This is a genomic window from Streptomyces sp. NPDC019890 (assembly GCF_044903445.1).
Taxonomy (GTDB): domain Bacteria; phylum Actinomycetota; class Actinomycetes; order Streptomycetales; family Streptomycetaceae; genus Streptomyces.
The window spans coordinates 1-23,522 of the sequence record NZ_JBJDQK010000013.1 but is presented as its reverse complement, the minus strand read 5'-3'; the positions used below and the strand labels follow the sequence as shown (position 1 = coordinate 23,522).

Here is a 23,522-nt window from a genome sequence, read left to right as displayed (position 1 = left end):
CGAGGTCACGTCAGAACTCGAGCAGGTTGTCGCGGAACATCTCGTGGGAGTACACGGTGCGCGTCAGCCCGCGCCTCTGCAGCTCGGGCACAAGCCCGTCGCAGATCTCGCTGAGGGAGCGCCGCGTGAGGACGTCCTGGGTGATCAGGAACCCGTCGCCGCCCACCGTGGCCATGACGTCACCCATCTGGTCGGCGACCTCGGACGGCGTTCCCAACAGCTCGACGCGCTGACCGGCGCTGGTGGACGACTGCACGGCGACCTCGCGGAGAGTGCGTTCCCAGTTGTGTGCGACGAACTGCTGCAGCGAGCTCTGGTGGCCGTTGGTCACCATCAGGGACGCCAGGTCCTTGATCGGGGTGTCCAGGTCGAAGACGGAGAAGTCGATGTCCGTCGCGTAGCCCATCCCGGCGAGGCGCATCACAGGGTTGGCTGCCGCCTCCTCCTGGGCCTGCTGTCGACGATCCAGGGCCGCCTGATGGGTCTCGCCCAGGATCGGTGACACCAGGAACAGCACCTTCACCGAGTCCGGGTCGCGACCGTGCACCTCGGCACGGGCTCGGACGTCGTCGCGGTACGCCTTCATCTGCTCGACCGTGGTCGCCGAGGCGATGATCGAGTCGGCGTACTTCGACGCGTAGGCCCGGCCCTTTTCCGATCCGCCCGCCTGGACGATGACAGACCTGCCCTGCGGGGAGCGAGCCGAGTTGATGGGTCCGCGCGACTTGTAGAACTCTCCGTGGAAGTCGACCGGGTGCACCTTGGCCGGGTCGGCGAAGATCCCGTCCTGGTCGACCACCATTGAGCCCGGCCCCCAGGACTCCCAGAGCTTGATGACCAGCTGGGTGAACTCCTCGGCCATGTCGTAGCGGATGTCGTGATCAGGCTGGGCGTCGTGGCCGTAGTTCTGTGCCGCACGGTCCGAGCTTGCGGTGACCATGTTCCACCCGGCCCGGCCCCGGGAGACATGGTCCATCGTCGAGACGAGCCGTGCGAGCAGGTACGGGGGGTACTCCGTGATCGCCAGTGTCGCGACGATCCCCAGGCGTGAGGTGTTCTGGGTGAGGATCGAGGCCAGGACCGACGGGTCGAACTTGGGGACCGCGTACGCGTTCTCCACGTAGAAGTCGTGCTTGCCCTGCCAGGCGTCGGGCACGAACGACGAGTCCTCGATGATGAAGTAGTCGAAGCACGCGCGCTCCAAGGAGCGCGCCATGTCGACGTAGAAGTCCGGGAGCATTCCCTCGGACTTGTGGGTGCCGATCCACTGGTCCCGCCAGCCGTGCACGCGGTAGCCGTTCATGAACCAACCCAGGTGGAACTTCTTGGCTTGCAACCCGGCCTCCCGATCTCTCCACGCGACGACGGCGTCCGGTGCTGCCGCCGACCTTGGTACGGGAAACTAGACAGGCAGCGTGACACCGGCGGATCACGACCGTTCCGCGGCGATTGCGCCGTCCAGGCGGTTCTGTCGACGGGGTCGCAGCGGCGCAATGGAGGGTTTACTGCGCGAACCTGACCGGGAAATCCGCCGCTCCTTGACTGAGGGGGTCAGCATTCGTCTGCTGCTGTGGAGGACTAATCATGACGGTCGTTGTTGTCGGCAACCCCAAGCCGATGTCGCGTACCCGAGCTGCCGCCGAGCTGATCGCTCGCGAGCTCAGCGGGAGCGCGCCGGTTGCAGTTGTCGACGTGGTGGATCTCGGGGCCGGGCTGCTCGGATGGGGTGACCCCAAGGTGGCCGCGGCCAAGGCCACGGTGCTGGGTGCCGACTCGCTGGTGGTGGCGTCACCGACGTTCAAGGCCACGTACACGGGTCTCCTCAAGCTGTTTCTCGACCAGTTCGGGCAAGGTGAGCTCGGCGGGATCCCGACGTTCCCCGTCATGCTCGGGGCCGGACTTCAGCACGCGCTCGCGCCTGAACTGACCCTGCGTCCGGTGCTGGTTGAGATCGGAGCCAGCTGTCCCGCGCCGAGCCTGTACCTGATCGACTCGGAGTACGCGACCTCGCCGGCCCTGGCCGCCTGGCTCGAGTCGGCCAGGAAGTACGTCCCGGCGGTGACGCCGTGATCCGAGCATCCGACAGGCGGTTCGACGACGTCTTGCTTCGGAAGGCGTTCGGCTGCTTCCCCAGTGGCGTGACCGCCTTCTGCGGGATGTTGGACGGCGTCCCCGAGGGGATGGCCGCCAGCTCGTTCACCTCCGTCTCGCTGGATCCGGCACTGGTGTCCGTCTGCGTGGCGAACACGTCCTCGACCTGGCCGCGGCTGGCCGAGGCACGTCGCCTGGGGCTGAGTGTGTTGGCCAGCGAGCACCGTTCGGTGGCGCGTTCGCTCGCATCGAAGAACGGTGACCGCTTCGACACCGTCGACTGGGTCGCCACCGGCAGTGGGGCAGTTTTCGTGCACGGCGCCACGCTGTGGCTGGAGTGCTCCATCTACGACGTCGTCGTGGCAGGCGATCACGCAATTGTGCTGCTGAAGATCGAGGCGCTCGACATCTACCCCGATGTCCCCCCGATCGTCTTCCACCGCAGCAACTTCCACGAGCTCGCCTCGAGCGCATGAAAGCGGGGACGCCGATTGGCGCTTGCGCTGGCCTTCCAGGAGCTGGGTTGCCGGCTCAGCTTTCGCATCGGTGACGGCGGCTCGCCGGCTTTGGCCGGTGAGCCGCCGTCTGAACTCGACCGAGCTGATTCAACGCGCCGTTGAGTCGGCGAACCGACCTCCGATCGGTACCGGGTCAAGCCTCCAGGATTGCCGTCCTGGAGGCTTTCGTATGCCTGCCTCCGGGTGGAGGCAGGCGTCCCCATCACGGCTCGACCGGGGTCGAAACCCAGTGGTTGGCTCCGACTGGCTCCTAATAGCCTCTGAAACCCTTCCTAGCAGGTCACAGTCGTTTCAACCTCGTGCTAGCAAAGGTCAAGAGGTGCGTCGGATGTTCCGGCGCGATCAGGCTCGGTGGGCTCCGGCGCACTGGGACAGCGCGCGGTACACGGCTGTCGCCATGGCCTGCTCGCCTTGTGCGTTCGGGTGGGCTGGCGCCGCTGGTTTCTGGGCAGCGAGGTTCTCGATCCAGCGTTCCCCAACGGGACGGCACATGTCGTGGCCGATGGTGGGCCTGTATGTGTCAACGTACGTGGCTCCGCCGAGCTTGGCTCGGCCGGCGATCATGGCGTTGAGGGACTTCGTCTTGTCTCGCAGGTAGGCAAAGTCGCCGGCGGCGATGGGGACGCTGGGGCTCGTGCAGCCGACTCCGCTGTCGGGGAAGAGCGATGGGTAGCCGACCATGAAGACCCTGGCTCGCGGGGCCCGGCGGTGAATCTCGGCGATCACCTGGGAGACCTTCGGCGCCGTGGCCGCGATGCCCTGCTCGACCTGGTCGGTGCCGCCCTGAATGAAGTGGTCGCGGCATGGGCTCGCGGACGGGGCGCCGGCGGACAGTGCGGCGCAGCGTCCGAGCACTGCGGAGAAGCCGATGTCGTTGCCGCCGATGCTCACGGTTACGAGGTCGGTCTTCCGGGAGAGGGCGTCGTACTGTGCGGGAGCAGTACCCTGGGCGACGGCCAGAGCCGCTGTGGTCGCCCCCGAGCAGGTGACGTCTGTGAGATGTGCCTTGTTCTGGGTCCCCACGAGATGAGGGTAGTTATTGCTGGAGCGGGCGCAGACTGGATCGATCTGCTCTGGCACGCCCGGAGCGGCGGCGTAGGAGTCACCCAGTGCGACGTAGTCGAATGAACTGGCTTTCTGGGGCGCGGCGTTTGCGGATACCGAGGGCATCATCACCAATGCCAGAGCGCCAGAGGTGACTGCCGCGCTGAGCGCAGCCGCTCGATAGCGGGAGAGACGAGTAATACGTGGCTTCACGTGCTTCCTTTGTTCTGAATCAGGTGATTCCGCTTGCTAGCAGAGGTGTGAGGGGCGTACGCAGGCGCGGGTACCTCGTATCTCCGCCGGCTCTTCTCGCTCGTCACTACTCCGTTCCCAGTCCCGGGGTTCATCCCAGTGGAGTGGGCGTGTTGGTGATCTCCGCAAAGTTGGTTTGATCCCCTTTGGGCGGACAACTGAGATCAGAGCTTCGTTCCGGGATGTTCCCTCATGGGGACCTTGAGGGAAGAAGCCTCTCGCTCGTCGTCCGTCACGCCCTGCTTCAAGGCCAAGATGTCGAGAGTGCCGACGGTGTGACCACTCGTCAGGCGCGTCGATCCGATCGGGACTGCGATGCGCGACAAGCAGGCCGAGGCCGGTGGCAGCGATGGTCGAAACGGGGGTGCCTGGAAGGTCATGCGTGGGTGTCGTCGCGTTTGCGCTGGGTCCGTCGGACACGAGGCGGACCTCGCCGGGGTGAGCTGCGTTCCAGGACTCCGCGCAGGTCTTGTGCGCGGGTTCGCCTGCATGGGAGCGCAGTGGCGAGGGTCTTCGAGGCGCTCGGCCGCGCCATGTGCTGGGTTGCTTCGAGGTACCGTTCGGCCAGCGGGATCGCGTGATCGATTCCAGTCGTTACGTGGAGCCCTTCATGCTGCTGAGCTTGCCGAGCCCGGACAGGCCGTCGAACCTGATGCAGAGCATGGTTCCTGAATGGTCCTCAAGCTTGAGGCGCAGCTGCTGGGTCAGGTCGTGGTGACCTCCATGCCGATGAGGAGGCGGTCCGAGCGCAGCTGAATGGCCTCACGACGAACCGGCCTTGTTGCTGACGCGCCGATAGAGCTCCCTCGCCGGCTCGCCCAGGCGGGGCCCGGCGAGCCAGGTGTTTTCGGTTGGCCCTATGGATGTGTTGCTGACCAGCGCCAGGCCACCGCCCGGGCTGCGGGCGAACCAGCCGCCCCCGGAGGAGCCCCCGGTCATGGTGCAGCCGATCCGGTACAGCACCGGTTGCTCCGGGCGGATCGACAGACGACCGGGCCTGTCCTGGCACGAGAACATCCGCTCGCCGTCGAACGGGGACTCGGCCGGATAGCCCCAGACCGCCATGTCCCCGATACCAGTGGCCGACGGAGCGCCGAACCAGACCGGCGCCGCCTGACCGATCGTCTCCTGGAGCGAGGCAGGCTGCCCCTGCCGCTGCACATGGAGCACCGCGTAGTCGAACGGTGAGCCGCCACCTTCGGAGGGTTTCCCCTCGGCGACCCACTCGGGCGCGACCTCCGCCCAGGTGGCCCACCAGGTTCCGAAGGGCGCGATCCGTTCCTCGCCCGCACTCTGACGGGCCGTTCCTTCGAGCCCGAGATTGTTGTACGAGGGCACGAAGACGATGTTACGGAACCAGTCGCCGCCGGCCCCGCCGTGCACACAGTGACCCGCCGTCCATACCAGCCCCGATCTGCCGGGGCGTGCCGGATCCTCCACCGCCGTGCCGGAACACACGCTCGGCCCGTCGGGGGTGTCGAAGAAGAGCTTCCCCATCACCGCGGCGTTGTCGTGGTACGTCGCCTTTTGCGGCTGTGCCGGCACCGGGTCGGGCTCAGGGTCCGTCGTACCGGTGTCCTCGCCGGTGCCGTTCGGCACTCGGGTGTCCGCGGACCTGGCCTGTGCCATGCGCTGGATGGTCCACAGCCCTTCCACGACAGGGTTGGAAAAGGCCGACAGGCGTCCTGGGGAATCGCAACCGGCGACGCCCGCCAGGACGAGCAGCAGCGCAGTGACGCAAGCAGCGACGCGTGTGCGGCGGGTCAAGGGCATCCTTCAACTCGTGCGGAGCCCGGGGCGGGCGGAACCAAACGGGGGAACAGGCCCACCCGCCCCGGAGATCAGTGATCGCGATCGAAGTCGGCGGCCAGATGGCCCGCCCGATCGCCTGCTCTCTTCTGCGCGTTGTTCTGCCTGGCCGTCCTGCGCTCGAACTCCACAGGGCCGACTCAGAGTGCTGCGCGGCCTCCGAAGCGGAGCCGACAACCCCTTCTACGGAGCCGGTCCCGGCGAGGTTCTCCCGAAGCGGCCCGACCTCGACAACGCCGAGCCGGTACGCCTTTAGGCCGACGACCGCTTCCTCCTCGCTGCGCGCGAGTCCTTCACCGTCTCCAGTGACAGAGGAACGCCGTACCGCAGCGCCGAGGAGCTCTACCAGGCAGCCGACGGCGGAATTGTGCGGCGCGAATCTGATGGGTTCTCGGCAACCGAGAAAGAAGGTCCAATGGCTGAGAACTGGTCACGGTTGTGTCTCGGAGTCAGGTGCTGAGAACCCCTTAAGAACCGGGTCCGTAGCAGGGGCTGATCGCTTCGGAACGTCCGGAGCGGAAAGACCAGCAGCATTCGGGGGTATTTCTCGATGTTCCGTACACGAGCCGCAGGGCTCGCCTCTTTCGCGGCGGTGGGCGTTCTTCTGCTGTCCGCCTGCGGCGGAAGTGACACCAAGGACGCGGCCGCATCCGCATCGTCAACCGCATCCGGGGCCGGCGAGCTGTCCTTCCAGAACGGCACAGCAAAGCAGAACAATGCGCCCGCGCAGACCGGTGACTTGGCGCCCGACGCGGCACCCGCTGTGGCGGCGAAGAAGCCGGTGGCCCGCAAGTGGGTACAGCTGTCGGCCGGCCGCGCTGGACAACTGGACCCGGTCGTAGTCAATGGTGCCGGCTTCACGCTGTACCGGTTCGACAAGGACACCGCAGACCCGTCGAAGTCCAACTGCAGCGGGGAGTGCGCAACCACCTGGCCGCCGTATCTGGTCGCGCGCGGCGGGAAGGTTTTCCTCGACGGGATCGACAAATCGTCGATTGGCTTCATCCAGCGTGACGGCGCCTTCCAGGTCACCATCGGCGGCTGGCCCGTTTACCTCTTCAACAAGGACACGAAGGCCGGGGACACCAACGGCCAGGGCGTGGGCGGCACTTGGTTCGGCGTCAAGCCGGACGGCGAGAAGGCCGACGGCGGTCAGTCCGGTGCTGGTGCTGGTGCTGGTGCCGATCCCAACGCCTCGCCCGCGAGCAGCGCCACCTTCTTCCAAGGTCCGAACTTCGCCGACCCCTCCCAGGGGGTGGCAGGTCCCGGCTGCAAGAACGTCCGCTTCTCCGGCTCGCTCCAGGCAGCCGGCGCCGTCAAGATCTGGGACGCAGCCGACTGCACCGGCAAGGCGCAGGTCGTCAATGGGAATGTCCAGGATCTCTCTGCCATCGGATTCGGCACGGTGAGGTCCGTTCGCTTCCTCGGCTGAAATGCCCGGCGCCGGACGTGGCGGCTCCTGCTCCCGACTCCTCGGGGCGGGCGACGCCACAGGCGGCGGGTCACCCATGCCCCGGAGCGAAGCTGTCGCGCCTTTGGCTCCTGTCCCACTCTGATCACGCTGGGTGCTCCCGACCGCGGAGCCCGCGACGTCGCTGGCCGGAAGCTGGAAAGCAGAAGCTCCGCCGGTGCCCTTAGAGGTGGGTCACCTGCAGCCGGAGCGCCAGTTGTTGGCCCTCTGCCGTGAGCAGCAGAGGGCCGACTTGCTCAGGTCTCCATGCGTTCACAGGCTTAGTGGCTGCAAGCTGGACTCCCGCCGGCGGAATCCGGCGCGCGATGTCGACCAGGCTTGCCTTCTTGGACAGTCGGGCAACGGTAGTCGGCTGACGAGTGGCCGGCCTCGCAAATGCGACGTATCTGGTGGAGCTGATCAGTACCGAGCGCCCTGAACCGGTTCACCAGCGACCACGTAATGCAGGCGGGGGCAGTGCCTGAGGATCGTCTCCGGGCTGAGAGCACAGACACGGCAGTGTTCACGCCGACCGATCAGATCTCTTGAATGCTATGGCCGAATTGGCTGGGAAGCGATGAAGCGTGATTGAAGCTGTCATCACCGGACTAGGTGCGACTACTCCGCTGGGAGGTGATGCCAAGGCCACGTGGGCTGGGCTGCTGGCCGGTCAATCGGGTATCACCCGGCTACAGGAAGAACGGTTCCGCCCGCTGCCCGTCCGTGTGGCGGGACGTATGGCGGTTGACCCGGCCACCTCGATGAATCCGGTGGAGGCCCGCCGGCTCGACCGGGCATCACAAGCCGCAGTGGTAGCGGCCCGCGAAGCATGGCGAGACGCCGGCCTGGACATCAGCGATGCCGACCCGGATCGGGTGGCCGTCGTCATGGGCACCGGCATCGGTGGCGTAACCACGCTGCTGGACAACCACTCAACCCTGGACGCGCACGGGCACCGGCGCGTGTCCCCGCGGCTGATTCAAATGAACATGCCCAACGGTTCCGCGGCTGCAGTGAGCATCGATCTTGGTGCCCGGGGCGGCGTCACCACTCCAGTGAGCGCCTGTGCTTCCGGTGCCGAAGCCATCGCCCACGCACTGGACCTTATTCGCCTGGACCGGGCCGACATAGTCATCGCCGGCGGAACTGAAGCCTGCGTCCTGCCACTTACCATTGCGGGCTTCTCCCAAGCCCGAGCCATGTCGGTCAATGACGAACCGCACCGGGCATCCCGCCCCTTCGACAAGAATCGCGACGGCTTCGTGCTCAGCGAGGGCTCAGCCGTCCTCATCCTGGAACGCGCATCGAGCGCCGCCGCCCGAGCCCGCCGCCCCTACGTCACCCTCGCAGGGGCCCACATGACCTCCGACGCCCATGACATGGTTGCTCCCGATCCGACCGTGACCGGACAGGTCCGGGCCATTCGCGGGGCTCTCCTCGACGGCGACCTGGACCCGGGCGACATCAGCCATGTGAACGCCCACGCCACCTCAACCCCGGTCGGTGACGCTCTCGAAGCACAGGCCATCGCCTCCGTGTTCGGGAGCGCACCGGTCGTTTCAGCGACCAAGTCCATGACCGGTCACCTCATTGGCGCCTCCGGAGCTCTTGAGGCCCTTGCAACCGTGTTGGCCGTCCATCACGACGTCGCCCCGCCCACTCCCACCCTCGACGACCCCGACGACAACCTCGCCATCGACGTCACACGGGCGGAGCCGCGCAGGACGACCATCAGCGCTGCCGTCAGCAACTCATTCGGCTTCGGCGGCCACAACGTAGCCCTCGCCTTCCGCAAAGCCTGAACCGGTGGGGAACCATCAACTCCCCTTTGGGAGCGCTGTGGACGGCGAGCCGAACCGCATCAGAGAGGAAGCAAGACGTTGATGTCGGGGACCGGCGCCTGTGTCCCGCCGCGTGATACTCGCCTCGGCCGCGGGCGGCACTGGCCGCCGCCGTTCCCATGGGGGCGACGGCGCAGGCGTCTGGGCCGGTTCACCCGCCCGCGTCGCAGCGTACGGCGGCTCGACGCGGTGCGGTAAGCGGGTTCGGTGGCCTTCAGCAGGCCAAATGACTCATTTTGAGGGAGTGCCTGAATTGTTCTTCGTCGACACGATCGAGGTGGCCGGGCTCGGCAACCGCAGCTATCTGGCGGGCGGCGAGCGCACGGCTGTGGCCGTCGACCCGCCGCGTGACGTCGACCGGGTGCTGGAAGCCGCGGCGCGCAGGAGGGTGCGGATCTCACACGTTGTGGAGACCCACATTCACAACGACTACGTCACCGGCGGCCTGGGACTCGCCCGTCTCACGGGTGCCGCGTATCTCGTACCGGCCGACGCCACAGTGTCCTTCGAGCGCATACCCGTGCACGACGGTGACCGCACGGCCATCGACGCGGGTCTCGCCCTGCGGGCGCTGGCGACACCCGGTCACACCCCGCACCACACCGCCTACGTCCTCGAGGAGCATGCGACGGTGGTCGCGGTGTTCACGGGAGGCTCGCTGCTGATCGGCACGGTCGGCCGCCCCGACCTGGTCGAGCCGCGTCTGAGCGAGAGCCTCGCCCGGGCCCAGCACGCGTCCGCGCGCCGCCTCGCCGCGGAACTGCCCGACGCCGCCACCGTGTTGCCCACGCACGGATTCGGCAGCTTCTGCTCCGCCGGCCATGCCGAGGGGGACGAGACCACCATCGGGAAGGAGAAGGCGTCGAACGAAGCCCTCACCCAGGAGGTCGACACCTTCGTCACCCGCATACGTGCGGGGCTTGACGACATCCCCGCGTACTACGCACACATGGGACCCGCCAACTCCGCCGGCCCCTCTCCGGTCGACCTCACCGCGCCGGCGGTCGCCGACGCCGAGGAGATCGCGGCACGACTGGCCGCCGGGGAGTGGGTGGTCGACCTGCGCAACCGGATCGCGTTCGCCGAAGGGCATGTCGCCGGCACCTACAACTTCGAAGCCGACGGCCAACTCGCGACCTACCTGGCCTGGTTGATCCCCTGGGGCAAACCGGTGACACTGCTCGCCGAATCGACCGAACAACTGGCCTACGCACAGCGCGAGTTGGTGCGGGTCGGCATCGACCGCCCGGCCGCCGCGGCCAACGGTGGACCATATGCCTGGACGTCCGAGGGCGCAGCCCTGACCACCTTCCGCCGCGCCGGCTTCGCAGACCTGGCCGGACGACACCCGGCGGAAGACGTGGTCGTGCTGGACGTCCGGCGCGTCTCCGAGCGGGCCGCCGGGTTCATCGAGGGCTCGGTCCATATTCCGCTGCACACCTTGCACCGGCGACTCGCCGAGGTGCCACCCGGTGAGGTGTGGGTGCACTGCGGGGGCGGTATGCGCGCCGCCATCGCCGCTTCACTGCTGGACGCGGCAGGCCGTGATGTCGTCGCGGTGGACGACTCCTTCGCCGCCGCCGACTCGGCCGGACTCACCCTCCGTACCGCCTGAACCCACCCAGGCCGGATCAACCCACCACTGCACAAGATGCTTGGACCGCCCATGAAGACATCCGGTTCCGGCACAGACCGGATCACCGTAGAGGAAGCGGCCGAACGCACCGGCCACGGCCGTGAGGACGAAGCTGCCCGCCGCGTCGACGCGTCCGTCCTGCTGGACGTCCGGGAACTCGACGAATGGAGCGCGGGGCACGCGCCCGGAGCCGTACACCGTTCCCTCACCGAACTCCTCGATGGCGCGCCGCTGCCTCCAGAGGACCGAGGGCAACGACTGGTCGTCATCTGCCGCTCGGGCAACCGGTCCCGGCAGGCCGCCGCACTGCTGACAGCGGGCGGCGTCGATGTCGTGGACGTGATCGGCGGAATGCGCGAGTGGGCGGAGGCCGGGCTGCCCGTGGTGGACTCCCAGGGCCTGCGCGGTACGGTCGCGTGAGCGCCCTGATCCTCGCCGTCGCGGCCGGCGCGGTGATCGGGCTGGCCCTCGGCGCACTAGGCGGCGGTGGCAGTGTCCTGGCCGTACCCGCCCTGATCTACCTGCTCGGCTTCACCCCCGTAGCAGCCACCACCGGCGGACTGGTCATCGTGGTCCTCACCTCGGCAACCGCCCTGACCGCGCACGCCCGTGACGGACATGTTCGCTGGAGCATGGGACTGCTCTTCGCCGCGGCCGGGGTCGGCCCGGCGATGCTGGGCGCCGTGCTCGCTGCCAGCCTCCCTGCGGGCGCCCTGCCGGCGGCCTTCGCGATTGTCGCGGCAGTCGCGGCGGTACGCATGCTGCGATCCAAGGGAGAGAACGACGCCATCCGGGCGATCAGGCCCGGGAACGCGGCAGCGGCCGGCGCCGGACTGGGCGCGGTGACCGGTGTCCTCGGAGTCGGCGGTGGCTTCCTCGCCGTACCAGCTCTCGTGGGCGTACTCGGCCTCCGCATGCGCGAGGCGGTGGGTACCAGCCTGCTGGTCATCACCGTCAACTCGCTGGCGGCGCTGGGACTGCGCGGCGGTACGGTGGACCGACTCGACTGGTCGGTCGTCGCCTCCTTCGCCGGCGCCGCGGTCCTGGGGGCGTGGGACGGCAGGCGCCTGGCGTCGAAGGCGCAGGGGAGGACACTGCAACAGGTCTTCGCCCTGGCGTTGCTGGCAGTGGCCGCTTTCATGTTCATCGACGCGGTGGTCTGACTGCCTCCGCTCCGCTCTCGGCCGCATACATCCTCCTGGGCTAGTCGGCGCATGACCACTGATCTGACGTCGGCCTTCTTCAGGACCTGCCTTACGCCGTGCTCGCGATGTCGGGCGAGGCCCATGTGGACGGCGTGCCCGCACTGCCTGGCCCACTTCCGGGCGCGTTCGACCATGCATCCGGCGCCAGGTCCACCGCCGTGACGCGAGCAGGGTCAAACACCGCCCTCAGTGAATGGGCGGGCCCTCGCCGATGCACGACCGAGTTGGATGGGTCGTTGGACATGGCGTCCAATTCAAACTAGCCTTTGAGCTATCGAGGTTGCTCGGGTATCGGGCAGCCCCCGGTAGGTGCTTCATCCGGCAGCCGGTCCCCCGTCCGGCTGCCGGATGCGCATCCACGACGCGGATCCGGGGGAAGGCTGCCACGGGGGAGGAACGCGACGCTGACGCCGGCTGTCTGACACACAGCCAGCGAGCCGGCGCCCGGCGTGCCGCTTGTCACGTACAGCACCTACGACGCTCGCTTCGTCGATGGGGTGTGTGTCTGTGCTGCTTGTCCGAGCAGGCCGCGCTGCGGCTTCTTTGGTGATTCGCAGCTCTCTGAAGTCATTGGTTTTCTGGAACAGCTAGGAGATTCGACTTGGTTTCCGCCGAAGCATCCCGTCCCACTCTGCTGCTGGTGCACGGGGCATGGCACGGCCCCTGGTGCTGGGAGAAGCTGGAGTCCGTGCTCGAGGCCGAGGGTTGGGCGACCCGAACGGTTGAACTGCCCAGTGCTGTGAGGCCGGAAGCCCCGACCACCGAACCGCTCCCCGGCATTCATGACGACGCGCGGGTCGTCCGGGAGACCCTTGAAAGCATTGAGGGTCCCGTGGTCGTCGTCGCTCACTCCTACGGTGGCATTCCGGTGACTCAAGTCATTGCTGACGCCCCGAACGTCTCGCATGCCGTCTACCTGGCGGCATATCAGCTGGACGTAGGAGAGAGCCTCTATGCGGCCCATGGCGCTCCCGAGCCGGAGGATCCGAAGGGCGTCTACCCGCCTTTGGAAAAAAGTGATACGGAGCTCTACGCCGATGTGTCCGAGGAGGAGACCGTTCGAGCGGTCCGGCAGCTCGTGCCGCAAAGTGTGAGATCGATGAGCGACCGGGTGACAAAGGCGGGGTGGCGAACGACGCCCTGCACGTACATCATCTGTGAGCAGGACCAGGCTCTGCCGCCCCAGATGCAGGAGAAATTCGCTGCCCGGGCAAATGCCATTCACCGGCTGAAAAGCAGTCACTCGCCGTTCCTGTCGATGCCCGCAGAACTTGCTGCCCTTCTTGCGGACATCGCCCTCGGAGAAACCGGCTGACTTCGATTCACCATCGAAGACCCTGGACAGCCGGCCCCACGGGGTACGCCTCCCGGCCGGGCCGCCACCCGGCACGGGACACAATGAATCGGTCCACGTGAACGAGGTGGACCAGGAAGCCCGGCGCGACCGCCTGCACAGCTGGGGTCCGTACAGCAGTCGGATGCTTCCGCGCGGGTTGACGGGGTTCACCGTGGCGATCGGCCTGCTGACTCTGGTCTGGCCCGGCGGCTCCCCTGCCGCGCGGGTGCTAGCTCTTTCAGGTTCAGGTGCTGGGCGGCTCACGATCCTGGTATGTGCTGGGGCGCAAGGGCCTTGAGCCTCTCACCGACACGGCCGCGGCATTGCTGCTGGGCGACCCGAGGACCCGCGAGGCGGCGCACGACGGGCAGGCACCCCAGGTGCCGGTCCTCGGTTCGGACGTGCTCGGGCAGCATCTGGCACCGGGCAGTGCAAAGGCCGCGGGCCCGGCCCCGGCCGGACGACCTGCCGGCATCGCCGCCGAGCCTGACGAAGATCCCCGAGAAGCTGACGGCGTGCGCCGTGGTCGAACCCGGTTCCGATGGCACCCGGGTGTCGAGCGCTCTGGTCCCGGTGTCCGCACTGGCGCCGCTGGTCCAGTCGTTCTCCTGCGTAACCGGGGCGCTACTCGGGACGCCGGAAGAGTCCATACCAGTAGCCGCACGCCATCTCGCGGGCGACCAAGGCATCGTCATGGCCATCGCTTGTCGCCACCTGCTGGGCGATGACCTGTGCGCCGCCTCGCACCATCACTGTGGCGGCGCACAGCGGATCGATATCAGCTGGTGTGCGACCGGACAGCTGTTCCTGGGTCAGCAGCTTCATGGTGTTGTCGATGAACTGGTCTTGAGTCGATGTCCACGACTCACGTACAGAAGGGTCGTATGCAGCCACCTCGTTGATCGCTGCCAGGAGGGCCGCATGCTTGCGGTAGTGCCTGAACAGCTGCTCATACGTGTGGGCAAGCCCGTCAAGCCCGCCCCCGGGGCCGCAGGGCTGCCAGCCTTGTGTAATCTCGAAACTGTCTGCCTTCAGGAAAGCACTCAACCGCAGGAGCACATCCACCTTGTCGCGGAAGTACAGGTAGAACCCCGAGCGGGAGATGCCTCCGGCAGCCGCGATCTGCTCCACGCCCAGTTCGGTGTAGGTCTTGCCCTCGCGCAGCAATTCTCCGATCGCGGCGAGAATCCGCCTCTCCACTGCGGCGCGCCGGTCAGCGGCATTGGAGGGCCGTCGGGTGGTTGATGCCATACATCCATCCTACGAGCGTCGCGACACAGGTTTTGCTGACCCCGGGTTCGAGGTCCGCCTCCGAACGGGCAGGAACCGGTGTCGGGCGTTGGCCCGGCCCGAGAGGTGCCGTAGTCGCCGACCGTGGCTCCCGGATGGCTGGAGTCAGCCGACCTGCCACTGCCCCTTCCGTTGGATTGTCGGGCAAGTGAGAGGCCGGTTCCGGCGGGGCATCCGTCGATGAGGTAGGGGCGTCACTGGATGCGCCGCATACCGCGTACGGGTGCGGCAGCACATCCGAGTGCCGCAGGTGCCGTATTGGGGACGGCCGGTCTGACCAACCCGTTGGTGCAGCTCCGTGCACCCACTCAGGGGCGCGTCGCCGGCTGTCGGCACGTTCGAGCGGTGCGGTATCCCAACGGTGCTGGTCAACGCACCACTGGGCGCGGAGTGATGAAGGGGTCCAGCGGTCCACGGAGCGTTCGCATGGTCGATGACGCCCAGGACGTGCATGCCATAGGTCTCGTCCCTCGCTGTGCGCTCGATGGCGACTGCCCGTGCGCCCGGCGGAGAGCCCTGTTGACCGCGCCGACATAGCTTTCCGCCAAAGCGACAGCGGAGTGAGGAGCGTAAGGCGATGTCACAGCGAACAGGTTTCGAGCACGACTATCTCGTGGTGGGCGCCGGATCGGCGGGCAGTGTGATCGCTCGGCGGCTGCTGGACGCCGGGCATTCGGTCCATGTTGTGGAGGCCGGATCGGCGGACGACGACGAGCGCGTGCACAGCCCGCAGGGCTGGCCACTGCTTCTCCAGTCTCCCCTGGACTGGGCGCTCATGACAGTGCCTCAGCGGCATGCGAACAACCGGTCGTTGTACTGGCCTCGTGGCAAGGTCCTGGGCGGCTCCAGTTCGCTGAATGGCATGATCTACGTCCGCGGTCACCGCAGCGACTACGACGCCTGGGCCTACGCGGGCTGTCCCGGCTGGGACTGGGACAGCGTTCTGCCGCTGTTCAAACGGTCCGAGGACCACGTCGACGGCGAGAGCGCCTGGCACGGCAAGGGCGGACCGCTGCCGGTCGGCCGGATTGTCGAGCCGCATCCCACCGCCGCCGCGTTCGTGGAGGCCGCCCTTGCGCTCGGACACGAGCACATCGACGACTTCAACGGCGAGCGGATGACCGGCGTCGGCTTCAACCACGCCACGATCCGCGAGGGCCGACGGATGAGCGCCTGGCAGAGCTTCGTCGCCCCGGTGCTCGGCAACCCGGCGCTGACCGTCACGACGGGAGCCCATGTGCACCGGGTGCTGATGGAGGGCGGCCGGGCCGTCGGCGTCGAGTACGCAGCCGACGGCGCCGTGCACCGGGCGTACGCCTCCGCCGAGGTCGTGCTCAGCGGCGGCGTCATCGGCTCGGCGCAGACGCTGCTGCTCTCCGGCATCGGCCCCGCGCAGCACCTGCGCGAGGTCGGCGTCGAAGTGACCGTGGACCTGCCGGGCGTTGGCGAGAACCTGCACGACCACCTGCTGGTCAGCAACGTGTACGAGGCATCCCGGCCGCTGCCGCCCGGCAGGGCCAACCTGCTGGAGAGCCAGCTGTTCGCCTCCACCGACGCCCGCCGCCCGGGCCCCGATCTGCAGCCGCTCTTCCTGCACATGGTCTACCCGGCGGAGTCCTATCCGGTGCCGGAGCACGGCTACACCATCGCCCCCGGCATCGTACGACCGCTCTCGCGCGGCACACTGCGGCTTGCGTCGGCCGATCCGCGGAAGGCGCCACTGCTCGATCCGAACGTACTCTCCGAGCGGCACGACCTCGAAGCGTTGGTCGACGCGGTGGAGCTCTGCCGTGAGATCGGCGGACAGGCCGCTTTCGATGCCTGGCGCCAGGCCGAGGTGGCGCCGGGGCCCGAGGCACGTACTCGCGACGACCTGCGCGCCTACGTTCGCCGGGCCGTCGGCACGTACCACCACCAGGTCGGCACCTGCCGGATGGGACAGGACTCGCTCGCCGTCGTCGACCCCGAGCTGCGGGTGTACGGCGTCGAAGGGCTGCGCGTCGCGGACGCCTCGATCATGCCGTCGGTGCCCTCCGGCAACACCAACGCCCCTTCGATCATGGTCGGCGAGAAGGCCTCCGACCTCATTCTCGCCGCTTCCTGACACCGCACCACCCGCACAACAGGAGAACCAGCCATGCGTAGCGACATGCTCATCGGCGGCGAGTGGACCGCTGGTAGCGGCACTACCTTCACCACCGTCAACCCCGCCACCGGCGAGGTTCTCGCCGAACTTCCCGAGGCCACCGAGGCGGACGTCGACGCCGCCGTACGGGCCGCCGCCCGTGCATTCACCTCCCCCGAGTGGGGCGGGCTGCTGCCCGCGGCCCGCGGCGAGCAGATCGCGCAGACTGCCCGCTACGTTGCTCTCGGCAACTACGAGGGCGCTGAACTACTCACCGGTGGTAACCGTCCTGAGGGCGACCTGGCCAAGGGGTTCTTCTACGAGCCGACCGTCTTCGCGGGCGAAAGGCAGGACATGTGGATAGCCCGCGAGGAGATCTTCGGTCCGGTGCTGGCCGTGATGCCCGACGACGATCCGGAGGAACTGGTCGCCCTCGCCAACGACTCCGAGTACGGACTCGCCGCGGCCATCTGGTCCCGGGACATTGGCACCGGCAACCGGCTGGCCCGGCACGTCAAGACCGGCACGGTGTGGATCAACATGATGCAGGGCCTGGACGCCGCGGCGGCCTGGGGCGGCATGAAGTCCTCCGGCCTCGGCCGCGAGATGGGATGGGAGGCCATCGAAGCGTATACGGAGGTCAAGAGCGTCTGGACCAGCCTGGCCTGACCCTTACAGCGCGGTCGGTCCCGGCCTCCACTCGTGAGGGCGGGACCGGCGTGTGCGAAGGGGTAGCCGCGTGAGTCGGCGAAGGTGCTCACACCGTCGCTGTGTTCGCGGTTGCGCGCTCCCGCCGCTGTCCCACTCAGCGAGGCACCTGCCCACCCTCACGGCGTCCAGGACTGTCAGCCTCCTGGACGTTCGCCCGTACCTGCCTCCTTACGGATCTCTGCCGCGCTCTGCCCGAACTCGGCGCGGAGGGAGCGGCTGAGATGCGTGGCGTCCAGGAGGCCCCAGCCCGCGGCGACAACGGACACGCTGCGGTCGGCCAGGGCTGGATCGGCCAGGTCGCGGCGGATCCGTTCGAGCCGACGGCTTCGGATCCAGGAGGCCAGTGTCACGCCACGCTGCTGCACGACCTTGTGCAGGTAGCGCACCGAGACGTGGTGGGCGCGTGCCACCGACTCCGGGGAGAGGCGGGGATCGGACAGGTGGCTCAGGCAGTGGGAGAGGATGCGCTCGGCGAGGTGATCGGCGGGGCAGGCCGCGACCGGCTGCTCCGCCAAAGCCGACAGCACTAGGGAGACCAGCGCCTCGGCCAGGTGCACACCTCCACTGCCGGTGCACGCGTCCAGATCGCTTGCAGCGTCGCGCAGCAGCGTGGCCGCCAGCCGTCCGCCGCCGCTGCCGGTCGGCACCGGCGACGCCGTACGAGCAGCGAGCCGATTGCTGTGGGGGCCCAACAACGTGCGCGGGATGCCGAGCACGACGATGTCGAACGGGTCCCAGAAGCGCAGTTCGTACGGCCGCGTGGTCTCGTAGACGACAAGGTCGCCCGCGCCCGGCAGGCACTGGCGACCGTCCTGCTCGACGCCCGCGCGCCCGCGGCTGTACAGCGTGACCTTCACCAGCTCCTGGTCTCCGGAACTGATGAGGGAGCGGGTGCGCAGCACCGTGCACGGGCCTCCGGTGATCCTGGTGACCAGCACCTCGCCCGGCTTCGCACTCCGCAGAGTGCCGGCCGAGCTGGTGGCGTCGGGCCTCTTGTGGGGGCGGATGCGCAGCGGGGCGAACGAGTCGGAGGCGACCTGCTCGAATCGCTCGGACTGTTCAGGGACGTTGGGGACGGTGGTGATGGGCTGCCTCCTTCGCCGGAGAGGCCGGCGTCCGCGCCAGCCTCAATGTGCCGGGCGTCCCGGGTTCTCCACCGCGGTGCCGGAGCACACGCCTCCTTCAGCTTGTGTGTAGCCCGGGGCGGGCGGTGCAAGGGGGATTTGCCCGCCCGCCCCGGAGACTGTGGGCTGTGCCGCACTTGAACGCCAGCTCGATCGCTCCGGACGAGGACGCGGCAGCCGCAGCCTTCTCGCCGGGGGCGGCATCACTTCCGGCTTCGCCGCCGCAAGCGGACAGCACAAGCACGCCCGTGGCAGCGAACACGGCGAACCTGGCGGCACGTTGGTGGAACATCGGAAGCCCTCGGTAGAAAAGAGGCAGGTTGCTGCGGCCTCGAAGGTGAAGCCGACAACCCCCGCTACGAGGCCGGTCCCGGCACGGTTCTCTCCCAACCACCCGAAACACAACCGTGACATCCCCCGCCGCCCCGCCACAGCCCTGACTCCCTGCCACCGAGACCCGCCTGCGCAACGCAGAGGGGGGAACCCTCGCCGATGAACGGCAACTACACCGGGACCACGGTGTCGGGCAACACCATCGATGCGGCTGGCTCCTTCATCAAGATCGCCGTGGCGATGGGGCCGATGCCGTGGGGATGCGGATCGTCCAACGTCAACTACGGCGCCACCGTGACGGGCAACACCCTGACGGGCACTCACATGGGCTACGGATTCGTGGTCAGTGGCGTGAGGGACTGGACGGTCACCGGCAATACCGACCGCTCCACCCACGTCGGCCATCCCTCCGCCTGCAACTGGCTCGGGCACCCTCGCATCCCTGCCCAGGGGCTTCCAGCCGGAGAACGTCGCCGGGGCCAGCTCCCTGCAGTCCGGTTTCGTCCCCAACCAGCACCTGACGAACCTGCTGCAGATCACCGAGACCCCCGCGGCCATCAGCCTCCTGGCCAGCAACAGCAAGTTCGTCACGGCGGCGAACGAGGGCACTGGCACTCGGTGCGTGCAGGCAATCGCCGTCCGTGTTCAGCAGGCCGGCGCTCCGTCGCGGGGCCGGGCGACGATGTCCGGTTCGCGGTGATCCTCCTGCGTCATCGACGTCCCTGACACCGATCCGCCCGGCTGAGGTGGCGTACCCCGCGTGATCCGCGCGGAGTACGCCTCTCCGGCAGAGCCAGCATGTGCCGAGAATGCGCGGCCGCATGTGCCGACCTGCACTGTCGCAGGCTCCGACGGCACTACCGGACGCCCGCTGGCGGCTGCACTGGTCGGCGGACATGGGCAACCGATCCGCTAGCGTAAATGACATGAACTCACCGGCTGATCCGCTGTCCGATGTCCTCGCCTCGTTGAACGTCCGGACGGGATCGCTGTCCGGCCTGGAGGCGTGGGGGAGTTGGGCACTTCGCTTCGGCGTCCACGAGCACATCAAGATCGGGGCCGTGCTTGACGGCTCCTGCTGGCTCGGCGCCGACGGAGCCGAGCCGGTGCGCTTCGAGGCCGGCGACTGCTTCCTGCTGGCGGTGCGTGAGTCGTTCACAGTCTCCGGGGACCTGGACACGCCGTACCGCAGCGCGGAGGAGCTCTACAAGCGATCCGACAGCCGCATCGTGCGGCTCGGGGAGACGCGCGGCACTGCCGACCAAGAGCGGACCCTCATCGTCGGCGGCAGCGTCGACTTCCTCGACGCCACCGTCGCCCTGCTGCTCGGTGGCCTGCCACCCATGGTCGCCATTCGTGCCGGAACTGCCCAGGCGAAGGCGATCCAGCCGCTGCTCGGGATGTTCCTCGACGAGGTGAGCGCTGTGCGCCTGGGCACTTCCGTGATGTCGGAGCGGCTCACCGAGATCCTGTTCATACAGGCGCTGCGGGCCGTCGTGGCGGGAGCGGATGCAACGGACGGGACGGCCCTGCCGGGCTGGCTCGGCGCCCTCGGCGATTCGCGTATCGGCCGTGCGCTGCTGCTGATGCACCAAGAGGCAGGTCGTCCATGGACCGTCGCGACGCTAGGTGCTCAGGCGGGCATGTCCAGGGCAAGCTTCGCCGCCCGCTTCAAGGAACTCGTCGGGCTCCCGCCGCTCGTCTACCTCCAGCGCTGGCGGATTCTTGCCGCCGGTCGGGAGTTGCGCCACGGCGAGCGGACCGTGGCCTCCGTGGCCTGCGAGTGGGGGTACTCGTCGGAGAGTGCGTTCAGCACCGCGTTCAAACGGATCACTGGCCTCTCGCCGGCGCAGTACCGCAGCGCTCCGCCCGCAGCAGTGATCGCGAGGCTGGACGACTGGCCAGCGGTTCCCTTCCGTGTTCCGGCCGCCTTGGACGAGCGCGCAGGTTCTCCGGACGTTTGATCATGGTCTGCCCGCCGGCCGGCCGCCCGTAGCGTGGCAGGCAGCCGTGCGGACGGCCGCAGCGCCGTCCACGACCAGAGCACGGATCATCGGAAGGCGGAACATGCAGGTGGCCCGCGTCGCCCTCGCCTGGGTACTGGCCCGACCCGGGATCACGAGCGTGATCGTCGGCGCGAAGCGCCCCGACCAGCTCACCGAAAACCTGGCCGCCGTCGACCTCGTACTCACCGACGAGGACCTGGCAGACCTGGACGCGGCCGGCGCCCTCCCGGTCCCCTACCCCGACTGGGGTCAGGGCGCGCCCGCCGACCGCCTGCCGCTGCACTCCTGACCCGACGCCGACCGCGACCGGGACACATCGGCAGCCGGCCGCACCCCGGTTGAGCACCCATCGTTCGCGCTGCGAGCACGGTCGTGGCCGGGCGACGCGAGGTGGCCGTGCCTGCCGGAGCCGGGACGGCACGGCTTAACTGACTGAGTATCAGAAAGCAATGGTGCGTCAATCGCCGGTCAGGAGCATGCGAGACGTCCCCGGCGTCCCGACGCAGACACCGAACCGAGAGACGTTTCACGGGGTGTCATACCCGTACACCGACCCACGGCCGTTCCAGCCGTCAGCGATCACCACATGCGGCCCGGGCCACGCCTCCGGAGCCGGCAACTGCTCACCGCGCCCCTCGCATTCAACCGTTCAACCACCATCCGAGGATCCTTGATGACCCTGGTACCGGCGGCGCTGCCCGAGGTCGCGGCCACGGCTGCATTGACCGCTGTCTTTGTCGCGGCCTCGTTTCTGCTCAGCACCCGCCGTCTGCTCACCAGACTGCGGGTTGAGCGCGACGCAGCCGTCCAAGAGACGGCTCGGATCGGCGCCCGGTGTGAGGCGCTCAAGGAGGAGACTCAGCACCTGCTCTTCACTCGGCTGCCGGCCTTGGTCGCCCACCTCAGCAACCAGCATGTCCCGGTTCCCGAGCTCGCGGACCTTGCATTCGCCGGTACCGAGGTCGAGCAGGCCCACACGGCGGCCCTGGAGCAGGTGGCTCAGGCTGTGGCGGCCGAGCGTCATCGCGTGGACGACGCCGCTCAGGCAGTGATGCGGAGGGCGACGACCGTCATCCAGGCGCAGAGCTACCAGCTGCAGTCCAAGATCGACACGATGCAACACCGCTACGAAGGCCCCGAGACAGCCAGGGATCTCCTCGAGCTGGATCAGCTCAACGAGCAGAACCTGCGGCGTATCCAGGCCACGAGTGTGCTGTGCGGGGCTTGGCCGGGGCTGAGCCGCAGCGACACGGACCTCGGCGATGTCGTCGTCGGCGCCAAGTCCCGGGTCCGCGGCTGTCACCGCATCCAGGTCACCAGCCAGCTGGACGCGCCAGTGGCAGTGGTGGCGCGGGCGGTGGAGCCGATCGCCATCGCCGTCGCCGAGTTGCTCGCCAATGCGGTGCACCACTCGCACGGCACGCTGTCCGTCGACGTCAGCCTCCACCAGGCCGAGTCCGGTGCCTGCATAGTCATCAATGACGCCGGCGTGGGGATGCACCAGGACGAGGTGGAGTTCGCCACCCGGCTGCTGTCCGGCCAGCATTCGGTCCAGTTGGTCGAGCTCGGCGACCCCCCGCGCGCCGGGTTCGCCACGATCGGCCGCCTGGTGCGGCAGTACGGCTTTGCCGTGTCCGTCGACAAACCTGCGCCGTGCGGCGGCGTTCGCGCGGTCGTATTCATACCGGGCCATCTGCTCACGCGCCTGGACGAGCAGACCGAGCCCATGTCCGTGATGGCACCGCTACCCCGTCACACTTCACCACCCTCGGCCGTCGAGAGCAGCACCGCAACGCCCGACGCCTTGCCGCAGCGCCGTCGTCGCCAACCCCAGCCCGCTCACACGGCCCGCTCTGCCGTGGCCGAGCAGGCGCCGCCGACGCCCGAGGAGACAAAGGCGACCTGGAGTGCCTTCCAGGCCGGCACAGCGTCCGGCCGCGCCGCCGCCCATCCTCATCGCCGCGAAGGGAACTCTCGATGACCACCCCACGCCCCGCGATCAAGGACGTGTCCTGGGTACTTGAGCCGCTGCTGGACCTCCCGGGTGTGGTCGACCGTGGGCGCGCAACCGGGTGTACGAGGCCATGGGGGTCGGCGGCGAACCATGGGTCGTACAGCCGCTCAACCGAACGCGCAGCAGATGGCCCGTATTTGAGGGTGATGACTTGCCAGCCGGCCGCGGCGAACATTCCCTGGAGCTTGTCCGCGGCGATGCCGGGGACGACACGGTCCAGGGATTGCCGGTGGGGGAGCGTTGGAGAGGTTGTCACGGTTGTGTATCAGGCCGCCGCAGGTGAATCCTGCAGCCGATGCGCCCCGTAGCAGGGGTTGTCGGCGCCGGCTTCGAGGCCGGGCAGCAACCGTCTCTCTTCCACCGGGGGCTCCCCATGTTCCACCCATGTGCGGTCACGCTCACCGCTGCGGGCACGCTTCTGCTGTCTGCCTGCGGCGGCGACGCTGGTAGTGATGCTGCCACAGGCGGGAAGGCCCCGGCCACCGCGTCCTCGTCCGGGGCGATCGAGCTCGAGTTAAAACGCGGCACGGCCAGGCAGAACAACACGACGCAGAACACAGGCTATTGGGCGAATGACGCCGCACCGGCCACGGCCGTGAAGCAATCCGTGGTCCTGCACGGGCGGGTCCGCCACGGTCGAGAAGAACGGGGAGCGACGCCAAAGTGAGGAGCGCCGGCAGCACCCCTCATACCGACACCGTGCCGACGGGGCAGAGCACGGACGACGACCTCGGCGG

Annotated in this window: 19 protein-coding genes; 14 read left to right on the top strand and 5 right to left on the bottom strand. The window is 68.2% G+C overall.

Features of this window, described 5'->3' with window-relative positions:
• Positions 1-10: 10 nt before the first annotated feature.
• On the bottom strand, positions 11-1,336 hold the full coding sequence (locus tag ACI2LP_RS28735) for an NtaA/DmoA family FMN-dependent monooxygenase (RefSeq protein ID WP_404727439.1): 1,326 nt from the start codon (positions 1,334-1,336) through the stop codon (positions 11-13).
• Between the two features lie 248 nt (positions 1,337-1,584).
• Here ACI2LP_RS28735 and ACI2LP_RS28730 point away from each other — a divergent pair, with 248 nt between their 5' ends.
• Both ACI2LP_RS28730 and ACI2LP_RS28725 read left to right on the top strand, forming a co-directional pair.
• The gene (locus tag ACI2LP_RS28730) at positions 1,585-2,070 is read left to right on the top strand and encodes an NADPH-dependent FMN reductase (RefSeq protein WP_404727438.1); all 486 of its coding nucleotides are present in this window, start codon (positions 1,585-1,587) and stop codon (positions 2,068-2,070) included.
• Positions 2,067-2,567 carry a flavin reductase family protein gene (locus ACI2LP_RS28725; RefSeq protein WP_404727437.1) on the top strand — a complete coding sequence of 167 codons (501 nt, stop codon included), beginning with the start codon at positions 2,067-2,069 and terminating at the stop codon, positions 2,565-2,567. The genes ACI2LP_RS28730 and ACI2LP_RS28725 overlap by 4 nt, the downstream gene beginning before the upstream one ends.
• Before the next feature lie 384 nt (positions 2,568-2,951).
• Here the strand turns inward: ACI2LP_RS28725 and ACI2LP_RS28720 are convergent, their stop codons facing one another.
• The gene (locus ACI2LP_RS28720) at positions 2,952-3,779 is read right to left on the bottom strand and encodes an SGNH/GDSL hydrolase family protein (RefSeq protein ID WP_404727557.1); all 828 of its coding nucleotides are present in this window, start codon (positions 3,777-3,779) and stop codon (positions 2,952-2,954) included.
• An 888-nt stretch (positions 3,780-4,667) separates the two neighbouring features.
• Positions 4,668-5,534 (bottom strand): trypsin-like serine peptidase, encoded by an 867-nt coding sequence (locus ACI2LP_RS28715; RefSeq protein ID WP_404727436.1) that lies wholly within the window; start codon positions 5,532-5,534, stop codon positions 4,668-4,670.
• 730 nt (positions 5,535-6,264) lie between these two features.
• Here ACI2LP_RS28715 and ACI2LP_RS28710 point away from each other — a divergent pair.
• From ACI2LP_RS28710 to ACI2LP_RS28685, 6 genes are all read left to right on the top strand, one after another.
• On the top strand, positions 6,265-7,146 hold the full coding sequence (locus ACI2LP_RS28710) for a hypothetical protein (protein WP_404727435.1): 882 nt from the start codon (positions 6,265-6,267) through the stop codon (positions 7,144-7,146).
• Between the two features lie 602 nt (positions 7,147-7,748).
• Positions 7,749-8,966: a beta-ketoacyl-[acyl-carrier-protein] synthase family protein gene (locus tag ACI2LP_RS28705; protein WP_404727434.1), complete on the top strand. Its 1,218-nt coding sequence runs from the start codon at positions 7,749-7,751 to the stop codon at positions 8,964-8,966.
• A gap of 292 nt (positions 8,967-9,258) precedes the next feature.
• Positions 9,259-10,620, top strand: a complete 1,362-nt coding sequence (locus ACI2LP_RS28700; RefSeq protein ID WP_404727556.1) for a rhodanese-like domain-containing protein — start codon at positions 9,259-9,261, stop codon at positions 10,618-10,620.
• Between the two features lie 51 nt (positions 10,621-10,671).
• Positions 10,672-11,061: a rhodanese-like domain-containing protein gene (locus tag ACI2LP_RS28695; RefSeq protein WP_404727433.1), complete on the top strand. Its 390-nt coding sequence runs from the start codon at positions 10,672-10,674 to the stop codon at positions 11,059-11,061.
• Positions 11,058-11,804: a sulfite exporter TauE/SafE family protein gene (locus ACI2LP_RS28690; RefSeq protein ID WP_404727432.1), complete on the top strand. Its 747-nt coding sequence runs from the start codon at positions 11,058-11,060 to the stop codon at positions 11,802-11,804. The genes ACI2LP_RS28695 and ACI2LP_RS28690 overlap by 4 nt, the downstream gene beginning before the upstream one ends.
• Before the next feature lie 643 nt (positions 11,805-12,447).
• A complete protein-coding gene (locus ACI2LP_RS28685; protein WP_404727431.1) occupies positions 12,448-13,161 on the top strand; it encodes an alpha/beta hydrolase in 714 nt (237 codons plus the stop codon).
• 645 nt (positions 13,162-13,806) lie between these two features.
• Here the strand turns inward: ACI2LP_RS28685 and ACI2LP_RS28680 are convergent.
• Positions 13,807-14,433: a TetR/AcrR family transcriptional regulator gene (locus ACI2LP_RS28680; RefSeq protein ID WP_404727430.1), complete on the bottom strand. Its 627-nt coding sequence runs from the start codon at positions 14,431-14,433 to the stop codon at positions 13,807-13,809.
• Positions 14,434-15,049: 616 nt separating this feature from the next.
• Between ACI2LP_RS28680 and ACI2LP_RS28675 the strand changes: the two genes are divergently transcribed.
• Together ACI2LP_RS28675 and ACI2LP_RS28670 are read left to right on the top strand one after the other, a co-directional pair.
• The gene (locus ACI2LP_RS28675) at positions 15,050-16,576 is read left to right on the top strand and encodes a GMC family oxidoreductase (protein WP_404727429.1); all 1,527 of its coding nucleotides are present in this window, start codon (positions 15,050-15,052) and stop codon (positions 16,574-16,576) included.
• A 33-nt stretch (positions 16,577-16,609) separates the two neighbouring features.
• Positions 16,610-17,266, top strand: a complete 657-nt coding sequence (locus ACI2LP_RS28670; protein WP_404727428.1) for an aldehyde dehydrogenase family protein — start codon at positions 16,610-16,612, stop codon at positions 17,264-17,266.
• Positions 17,267-17,442: 176 nt separating this feature from the next.
• On the opposite strand, the gene ACI2LP_RS28665 is transcribed toward ACI2LP_RS28670, so the two are convergent.
• Positions 17,443-18,393 (bottom strand): helix-turn-helix domain-containing protein, encoded by a 951-nt coding sequence (locus ACI2LP_RS28665; protein WP_404727555.1) that lies wholly within the window; start codon positions 18,391-18,393, stop codon positions 17,443-17,445.
• Positions 18,394-18,924: 531 nt separating this feature from the next.
• Between ACI2LP_RS28665 and ACI2LP_RS28660 the strand changes: the two genes are divergently transcribed.
• From ACI2LP_RS28660 to ACI2LP_RS28645, 4 genes are all read left to right on the top strand, one after another.
• Positions 18,925-19,491 (top strand): hypothetical protein, encoded by a 567-nt coding sequence (locus tag ACI2LP_RS28660; protein ID WP_404727427.1) that lies wholly within the window; start codon positions 18,925-18,927, stop codon positions 19,489-19,491.
• Between the two features lie 200 nt (positions 19,492-19,691).
• The gene (locus ACI2LP_RS28655; protein ID WP_404727426.1) at positions 19,692-20,729 is read left to right on the top strand and encodes an AraC family transcriptional regulator; all 1,038 of its coding nucleotides are present in this window, start codon (positions 19,692-19,694) and stop codon (positions 20,727-20,729) included.
• Complete coding sequence (locus ACI2LP_RS28650) at positions 20,683-21,060, top strand: aldo/keto reductase (RefSeq protein WP_404727425.1); 378 nt, start codon at positions 20,683-20,685, stop codon at positions 21,058-21,060. Before ACI2LP_RS28655 ends, ACI2LP_RS28650 begins: the two co-directional genes overlap by 47 nt.
• Before the next feature lie 384 nt (positions 21,061-21,444).
• A complete protein-coding gene (locus ACI2LP_RS28645) occupies positions 21,445-22,752 on the top strand; it encodes an ATP-binding protein (RefSeq protein ID WP_404727424.1) in 1,308 nt (435 codons plus the stop codon).
• Positions 22,753-23,522 lie beyond the last annotated feature (770 nt).